General features: G+C 59.2%; 10 protein-coding genes. 3 read left to right on the forward strand and 7 right to left on the reverse strand.

Features of this window, described 5'->3' with window-relative positions:
• Positions 1-41: 41 nt before the first annotated feature.
• The 3 genes from EKN07_RS10470 (at position 42) to EKN07_RS10480 (ending at position 2,878) form a co-directional block, all read left to right on the forward strand.
• Positions 42-1,364 carry a C1 family peptidase gene (locus tag EKN07_RS10470; RefSeq protein ID WP_126146356.1) on the forward strand — a complete coding sequence of 441 codons (1,323 nt, stop codon included), beginning with the start codon at positions 42-44 and terminating at the stop codon, positions 1,362-1,364.
• A gap of 141 nt (positions 1,365-1,505) precedes the next feature.
• Positions 1,506-2,474, forward strand: a complete 969-nt coding sequence (gene gluQRS / locus EKN07_RS10475) for a tRNA glutamyl-Q(34) synthetase GluQRS (RefSeq protein WP_346426215.1) — start codon at positions 1,506-1,508, stop codon at positions 2,472-2,474.
• Between the two features lie 200 nt (positions 2,475-2,674).
• Positions 2,675-2,878 (forward strand): hypothetical protein, encoded by a 204-nt coding sequence (locus EKN07_RS10480; protein ID WP_108716362.1) that lies wholly within the window; start codon positions 2,675-2,677, stop codon positions 2,876-2,878.
• A gap of 118 nt (positions 2,879-2,996) precedes the next feature.
• Here EKN07_RS10480 and EKN07_RS10485 read toward each other — a convergent pair whose 3' ends face one another.
• The 7 genes from EKN07_RS10485 to EKN07_RS10515 form a co-directional block, all read right to left on the reverse strand.
• The gene (locus tag EKN07_RS10485; RefSeq protein WP_108716361.1) at positions 2,997-3,176 is read right to left on the reverse strand and encodes an Rv0909 family putative TA system antitoxin; all 180 of its coding nucleotides are present in this window, start codon (positions 3,174-3,176) and stop codon (positions 2,997-2,999) included.
• 369 nt (positions 3,177-3,545) lie between these two features.
• Positions 3,546-4,073 carry a Cys-tRNA(Pro) deacylase gene (gene ybaK, locus EKN07_RS10490; protein ID WP_108716360.1) on the reverse strand — a complete coding sequence of 176 codons (528 nt, stop codon included), beginning with the start codon at positions 4,071-4,073 and terminating at the stop codon, positions 3,546-3,548.
• A gap of 63 nt (positions 4,074-4,136) precedes the next feature.
• Complete coding sequence (locus EKN07_RS10495) at positions 4,137-4,547, reverse strand: hypothetical protein (RefSeq protein ID WP_126146357.1); 411 nt, start codon at positions 4,545-4,547, stop codon at positions 4,137-4,139.
• Between the two features lie 349 nt (positions 4,548-4,896).
• Entirely contained in the window at positions 4,897-5,178 is a 282-nt protein-coding gene (locus EKN07_RS10500; RefSeq protein WP_108715876.1) for a WXG100 family type VII secretion target, read from the reverse strand.
• Between the two features lie 332 nt (positions 5,179-5,510).
• Positions 5,511-5,831 (reverse strand): WXG100 family type VII secretion target, encoded by a 321-nt coding sequence (locus EKN07_RS10505; protein ID WP_164505388.1) that lies wholly within the window; start codon positions 5,829-5,831, stop codon positions 5,511-5,513.
• 875 nt (positions 5,832-6,706) lie between these two features.
• Complete coding sequence (locus EKN07_RS10510; protein ID WP_126146358.1) at positions 6,707-7,468, reverse strand: hypothetical protein; 762 nt, start codon at positions 7,466-7,468, stop codon at positions 6,707-6,709.
• Between the two features lie 156 nt (positions 7,469-7,624).
• Positions 7,625-8,160, reverse strand: a 536-nt coding sequence (locus tag EKN07_RS10515) for a hypothetical protein (RefSeq protein ID WP_206435720.1), incomplete at its 5' end; no start/stop codon positions are given.

An 8,160-nucleotide genomic window follows, 5' to 3' on the forward strand; every position in this document is an offset into this window, starting at 1 on the left:
CGATGCCCGGGTAGCATGGGACAGGTTGAAAAGGAGGACACATGACAGATGAATCGTTGAGCCCAGACATGCTCAGCACATTCGCCCAAGAATTTGATGCCGATACCGCGGCACGTATTGTTCAAAACGCTGTCACACAAACGCCGGTCACCAAGGTCGCAATGGACCGTCGCATTGTCACATCAATCGATCCGTCCATGTCGGTCAAGGTGGACACCTGGGCAACAACCAACCAAAAGAAATCCGGGCGTTGCTGGTTGTTCTCCGGCCTGAATGCTTTCAAACCGGCGGTCAATGAGGCGACCGGGCTGAAGTCCTTCGAGTTCTCCCAGAACTACCAGCACTTCTGGGACAAACTGGAGAAGGCCAACTACTTCCTAACCTCCATGATCGAGCTCGCGGATCGCGATATTGACGACCGTACCGTTCACTACCTGCTGTCGGATCCAATTGGCGACGGAGGCCAGTGGAACATGTTCGTTGCATTGGTGAAGAAGTACGGGGTCGTGCCAAAGTATGCGATGCCGGAGACCGAGTCATCGTCGAATACGCACAACATGAACCGAACGTTGGAGATGTTGCTACGGCGCGGTGCGCGTGACGTGCGGAAAGCCGTGGCCGACGGCAATGATGCACATGCTGTAAAGACCTCAGTTATGCAACAGGTGTACCGGGTGCTTGCCATTCACTTGGGGACGCCGCCGACGTCGTTCATCTGGCAGTGGGAGGATAAGGACGGCAAGTTCCATCGCCACGGTGAAGTGACACCACAGGAGTTTGCACAGTTGTATGTGCCGGACTTGGATGAATACGTCTGTTTAGTCAATGATCCTCGTGAGACCTCTCCGATGAACCGCCTCTTCACGGTTGATCGCCTCGGCAACGTGGTGGGGGCGAGGCCAGTGACATACCTGAACGTGCCAGTCGAGGTTATCCGCTCTGCGACAGTTGCAACCTTGCAGGATGGTCAGCCGGTGTGGATGGGATGTGATACCTCGAAGCAGTGTGACCGCGAGCGTGGCATCTGGGATGGCAACCTGTACGACTACGAGGGTACCTATGGCATCGACCTGGAGATGACGAAAGCGGAAGAGTTGGAATTCGGCGAGGCCATGATGACCCATGCCATGGTGTTCACCGGCGTTGACCTGGTGAATGGCGAACCGCGACGGTGGCGAGTGGAGAACTCGTGGGGCAAGGATATTGCAGATAAGGGGTTTTTCACCATGAATGACTCCTGGTTTGACCAACACGTATTCGAGGTTGCGGTGCATCGCTCCCGGCTTTCCGCTGAGTTACTGGCGGTTCTAGACGAGGAGCCGATCATGCTGCCCGCGTGGGATCCGATGGGGTCGCTTGCCTGAGTGCGTGCGCATACCGGACATGGTCTTGCTCTGGGAGTGGAGTGCGATGCACGCAGCCTGCGCGTGGCAGCATGGCGCGGTTGATGGTTCGCGGCAGCGTGGGCCGGGCAAGTGCCGCTCGGGATCGGGCGGGCACTAAGCGTGGCCGGGCGTTTTGCGCCGTCGCCCACCGGCGACTTTCATCTGGGTAACCTGCGTACCGCTCTTCTGGCATGGGCGTGTGCTCGGAGTTCCGGGCGGCAGTTCCTTCTGCGGATGGAGGATCTCGACGAACGTTCTCGCCCGGAATTCGCCGCCCGGCAGCTCGCCGATCTGGAGGATCTGGGTATTGGCTGGGACGGTCCGGTGATCTACCAGTCGCAACGCCAAGCGGAATATACGGCCGCCTATCGCGACTTGGACGATGCAGGCCTACTGTACGAGTGTTATTGCACCCGTAAGGAGCTAGCGCAGGTTGCCTCCGCTCCGCACCGCCCGCCGGGATCCTATCCGGGAACCTGTCGCAATCTGACGGACGCAGAGCGCGAGGTGGGCCGCGCAAAGCTATCCGGAATGCAACGCGGCCCGGCTATGCGACTGCGCTGTGATGTGAGTGCCCTGACTGTGCATGACGCCGTCGTCGGCGACTATACGGGAGCAGTTGACGATCTCGTGATCCGTCGGGGCGACGGTGTGTATAGTTACAACTTTGTTTCGGTGCTCGACGACGGTGCCGATGGGATCACGCAGATTGTTCGCGGCGATGATCTATTGGCATCGACACCGCGGCAAGTGTATCTGCAACGACTTCTTGATTTGCCGACACCCGAATATGTGCACGTGCCGATGGTATACAACGCTGACGGTGTACGGTTGGCGAAACGTGACGGAGCGGTGACTCTGAGGCAGTTAGCGGGCTTCGGATGGGCTCCGGCAGACGTCATACAACTGTTGGCTCAGTCGTTGGGGATGCTCGGTGTGCGCAGCGCAGAGGAGTTCTGTGAGAATTTGGTACCGGATGAGAAGGCCGTACCGGGAGGGTTGCGGGTCGAACCCTGGTTGCTGGATCCGGTAGTGTTGGAGGAGGGGCCGCAGAGTAACCTCATACAGAGCAGTGGAAGAACGCGTTAAGTGCGTTGGAGTGTCTTCTATGTGAGGTGTCGGCATCATGTCGCCTGACGCGTCAAATTAGGAGATTGCCGGTAAAGCACAAGCGGGTACTTTACCTGTGGTAAAACGGTGTTACTGCAGGTAGGGCGGTCATGCAGGTGAGGTTCGCTTGGAGCCGCTGGCACGTGCGGTGCCGCCGTTCAGTGAAGGGAGCGTAACCAGTGAGAGCAGAACCGGGAACAGGGCAGCACGACGACGAGACCACTGGTGAGACTTCCGCACGTCAGCATTCGGGCGGCTATGACTTCGGTGGATATGTGCCCGGGGCGGACTATTTCCCGCCACGCAAGCGGCGAATCATGCCGGTCCTCGCTGGTATTGTGCTGGTCGCGGTTGTGGTTGCCGTGATTATTGCGGTGCGATGAACGCGACCACTCTAGCGCAGCGAACGCGACCGCTGCGCTGCGACGAGAGAGGGTGCCGACTGTCTCCAATCGGCACCCTCCGGCCAAGGGATGACCTTGGCGATACAGACAGGCGGGGCTAGTTGCCCTCGTTGCCAATCTTTTCGTCGATGGCGTTGCGAACCTTCTTGACGGTGTCAGCTTTATCCTTACCGAGCTTGCTCGAAGCAAGGGCTTCGGCCTTATCAAGAATTTGGTCGCTCTTTTCCTCCACCTGCTCGCTCTTCAGAACACCCTTGGCCTTGTCTAATATGTCCATAAACGACCTCCTTCTCTCGGCCTACCGCCAGTCGGTTGACTAGCTTGACATTAAAGATAGCCGAATTCGGCGGTAATGGGAACGTGGGGCGGTGGGTGTCGGCGGAGGTATTGAGATCGTCGCGGTTGTGAGTGTTGGGCGGCGTGTGTACGGCCGCTGGTCCGTCGTGTGGGCTGTGCTGCACGAGGAGAGGAGTGGAAGATGAGAGGAGTGGGAGGGGACTCGAAGCGGCGCCGAAAGAAGAGCAAACGCTGTATCTTTGGGGGTGGAGGTCTCCATGTAGGCAGGAGAACAAAGCAAGGCAGGCAGCAGAACAGGCCAGCATTCGGCGCTCGTCGGTAAAGCAAGTCGGCAGAAGGGCAAACGCTGCTAGAAATGGCGTGATTGATCGGCAATCTCGGCGAACGTCGCGTGAGTGAGTGTCGCCAAATCGGTGGGCGCAAGGCGCACTGAGAGGGAGCGTTTCCCGCCGGAGACATACATGTGGGGGAGCTCCCGTGCAGAAACGTCAATGTATACCGGCGATGAGGTCTTTTGACCAAGAGGCGAGATGCCACCGGTGACGTATCCGGTGAGACGTTCAGCCTTTGCTGATTCCAGCATGGCCGCGTGCTTTCCGGAGGCTGCCTTGGCAAGTGACTTGAGGTTGAGGGTTGCATTTGCGGGGACGACGGCGCAAACCGGATTGCCATCGACCTGTGCCATGAGAGTTTTGAAGATGCACGCCGGGTCTTCACCGAGGACTTGAGCGGTGTCCAAGGCATAGCCTGCTTTCTGGTGCAGGGAATGCTGGACAGTGATCGTCTCATGCGGAGTGCCGGTGACCCTGAGCAGTTCCAGCGCTGCGGTTCCTGTTGCCATGCTCCCGTTTTGCGATCCACGACGTTTCTTTGCCATGGCCCCAGGATAGTGGCCCTGGTTTTGGTTTTGGGTGAGTTGTTTTCGGCCTTGTGTGGTTGTTTAGTCGTCGGTGTAGTTGGTGATGTCTGGGATGGGGGTGTAGGTTCCGCCTGCTCGGACGCCTTGTTCCATTCGGGTGAGGCATTCGTCGAGGTAGGCTTGGAGTGCTTCGGGGGTGAGGTTGAGGGTGGTGGCGGTGTCCTCGTCGATGGCGTTGAGTGCGTTGACGGCGATGTGGAGAGCGTCGAGTGCGTTGGTCAGGTCACGTTCGGTGTCGCGGATGGCCGTGGCGGTCTCGCCGTTAGTCTCGCCGTAATTTGGCGGGTAGAAGGCGATGACCTCGTTCTCGGTCCAATCCTCAGCTTGTGATTTCTCGTAAGACGAGCGTAGGTCGTTGAATTCGTGGACGACGCCGTCGAGCCAGCTCATGGTGTCGGTGAGTTTTTCGGGGTCGAGTTCGAGGTCTGCCATTACTGGTCTCGTTTCTTGCTGGTTGTGGTGATTCGCGATGTCTGGATATGTGGGCAAGTCGGTGGCCGATAGTCTCTGGAGTGCCGGGCCTCGGGGGAGTGCCCAGCGGTGGTGCCGAGCGTACGGCTGAGCAGTGGTCCCGCGGAAGGAACGTGGACTACGGGATACCTCTCAACCCGCCGATAAGCGCTAACGCAGGCCACCGGTATGTGCCTATGCCACTGGTAGGCGTCTATGCGCGTCACTGACTGGTGCCAATGCGTCAACTCGCACCACGACCGCAAGCGGACGTGGTCTTGTGTGGTTGTGGGGTGGTGTGTGGCCCCGGGGGTGGGGCCACACGGGGTGTTTAGCGGAAGCGGTTGGCTGCGCTTTGGTCGGTTTGGAGGTAGTTTTGGCCGGATGTGGCCACGCGTTGTGAGGCGGCGCGGAGGAGTTCGTTGAGTTCTTGGGCGAGTTTGTCCCATTGGGCTTGGGCTTCGGAGTAGGCGGCTTGGGCATGGCCGTCCCAGCGTTCCCGGATACCGTTGAGTTTGGACTCGAGGTTGTTCAAGATATCATCGATACGCGAGTACGAGCTGGACATGCCCGAAGAGCCGGACTGTAGTCCCTCAAAATTGACTTGAATCATGGGTTCGTTGTTCTTTCCTTACTCTCCCACCACCGGTAGTGGTGGGCCCACTGGTAACCCTGATCAGTTCGCTGTCATCTGCCACGGGCCCAAGACCCGATGGTCTGACTTGATCGGCCTGCCAACCACGACCACTTCCGTCGTCCAGGGTGCTGGACTATACAAGTGATAGTCCATGCCCGGCATGCCGCGAGGCTAAGCGGACGGTATGGGTTACGAGTGAGTATCTGTCATATTGGTGTGTGTTTGCCTGTCCGGCTGTCCTGGTGCAGGTGAGCTGTGTGTGATGTGCAGGCTACCTGTGCGAAGACACCGACCGGGCCACTGCGGGGTTAGCCGCCCAGGAGGCCTTGCATTTCTCCCCAGGAGGAGGACACGTCGGCTTCGGTGTCTTCAACTTGGGCGGCGGTGCCGGTCAGGTTGGCGGAGAACTCGTCGAGCACGGCGTAGAGTTTGCTCACTCGCGTGTTCCAGTTTTGTTGGAAGTTCATGAACGCGGCAGCACCCGAGCCTTTCCAGGCGCTGGCCCAGCCAGCGATTTCGTTTTCTAGGCGGGAGATTTCACCGGTGAGTTCTTCTTTAGCTGAGGCCACGAGTTGGGCGCCTTCCCGGATCGCACCATCATCGCGTAGCTGGTTAGTGTTGATAGACAACGGCCACACACTCCTTCACATAGTTGTCGCATTCGTGTTTGTTCTTTTGTGTAGTGTGACCACCGGTGTGCTCACACTAAGTGAGGCGAGCGCAATGGTGTCACGTGCTCCTCACCCTAACCAGCCCCCGCCCGGCCCGCTAGCCAACCCAATGGGTATCAATACCCATTGACAACACACACCACCCCATGCTAGCCACCCCACACAACACGACGTGTGGGGTGGTGGGCAGGATACCATCGGGCTACTAGCACCACGCCCTGAATCGTTGTGAACACGCCAAAAACCCGACACGCCCGTCCCGTTCCTGGACGCGGAGCATCATCGCGTACATGCCACGCCCAGCCGACCGGCATGACAGCCGACGAGTTACCCACACCACACCCAAACCTTCCACAATATGAGACGATCTATGAGACGGCATGTCAACCACCACACAAGACAACCACCCAGACAACACCGCGAGACACCCAACCCGGCGAGTCACGCGATGAACGATCATGACCGTACCCGTCTCATCCCCGCCCACCCGCAACCGACCTGTCTAGGGCAGACCAGAGCGCATCACCCCACTCGCGCATGCAGACAGACCAACGGCTCGCCTACCACCACCAGTGACCCACCGGCCCACCCACCCACCGAAACAAACACCGCTGCGGTGCAACGGCCCGCCTCCTGCCTGTACTCGCTCGCCAACGCATCGAAACAGACACCACCCACAACACGCCAACCCCTCAACCACCAACACCAACGAACGGCATGGTGGTCACGGGGTCGGTGTGGTCACGGGGTTTCCGCTCTACTCGAGTGCCGTAGTCGTGGGTTGTTGTGTGTTTGTGGTTGTGGCAGGTGGGGATGCTCGTGGCTGGTTGGGGTTATGGGGTGGTGGTTGGTGTTGAGGTCGTCTCTGTTGGTGCGGGGTAGGGGACGCTGGTCCAGGGTGTCTTGTTGTTCGGGTCGCGCATGTCTTGCATTTCGATGGTGGTCAGTTCGAAGTCGCCGCGGACTTGGTAGAACAGCCAGCCTTCCCCAGACTCGCCGGGCTCCAACAGTGGAAGATTGAGAAGGTAATCGTCGCCTCTGTAGCGAGTACTGACATCGAAGTAGTACGGTTCGTGTAGTTTGTGTCCGTTGGTGTAGCCGTCGAGGCGTTCTCCAAGATCTCCGTAGGCGTCGGCCCGTTTGTTGCCGGTGTTGGTGACGCGGAGTTTGATGCCCAGGAACCGGTGACCCTCGATCGTGATCTCTACGGGTGGGTCGTAAGTGGTCAAATACTCGGTGACATCAGGCTTGTACTCTAAGACTTCCACGCTCCACTCCCCGATTTGCGTCGCCCCGGAGGTGGGCGAGACCGTGGTGGGCTCCGGGGTGGTCGGCGTGGGAGCGGGGCCGGTTGTACTGCTAGTGGCTGGTGGTGTCGGCGCAGTGTGGCTGCGTCCAGCGATCGTGATCCCGGTGACCACCACCGCGATCACGATGAGGGCGCCGACGAGTGCCCACGCCCATCCAGGCAGACTCCGCCTGGCGGCATGTGAAGTCGCTGTGTTCGGTAGGCCGTTCGTACCCGGCGTGACGGTTGTGTGCAACTGGTGGTCCGTACCGTTGGGTTGTGGCCCGGCCGCTGGTGGTGTGGTCATGGGGTCTCCGCTCTGATCGGTGTTGTCGGTCGTTATCGTTCTTCGGTTGTGACTGGTTGGGTGCTGCAGGGTGTGAGAAGCTAGCGTCCCTTTTCAGTAGTAGCGTGCACGTCTGATCGTGGTGTGGCTGCGGGGTCACGGGAGGTCGAGCTGGGGTTATGGGGTGGTGGTTGGTGTTGACGTCGTCTCTGTTGGGGCGGGGAAGGGGACACTGGTCCAGGGTGTCTCGTTGTTCGGGTCGCGCATGTCTTGCATTTCGATGGTGGTCAGGTCGAAGTCGCCACGGACTTGGTAGAACAGCCAGCCTTCCCCGGACTCGCCTGGTTCTAGGTAGCGGACATCTGAAAGGTAGTCGTCGCCTTCGTAGCGAGTACCAACATCGAAGTAGTACGGTTCGAAGGCTGGTCTCCCGCTCTCGATGCCGTCGAGGCGTTCTCCGAGATCTCCGTAGGCGTGGGCTCGTTCGTTGCCGGTGTTGGTGACGCGGAGTTTGATGCCCAGGAACCGGTGGCCCTCGATCGTGATCTTTACGGATGGGTCGTAGGTGGTCAAATACTCGGTGACATCGGGTTTGTATTCGAGGACTTCCACGCTCCAGTCCCCGATCTGGGTCACCCCAGACGTCGGCGAGGGCGTCGGTTCCGGCGTGGCCGTGCTTGGCGTAGGTACTGGGCTTGTCGTGTGGTCACTGA

Origin of the sequence: Actinobaculum sp. 352, assembly GCF_003957265.1 — a bacterium.
Classification (GTDB): Bacteria; Actinomycetota; Actinomycetes; order Actinomycetales; family Actinomycetaceae; genus Asp313.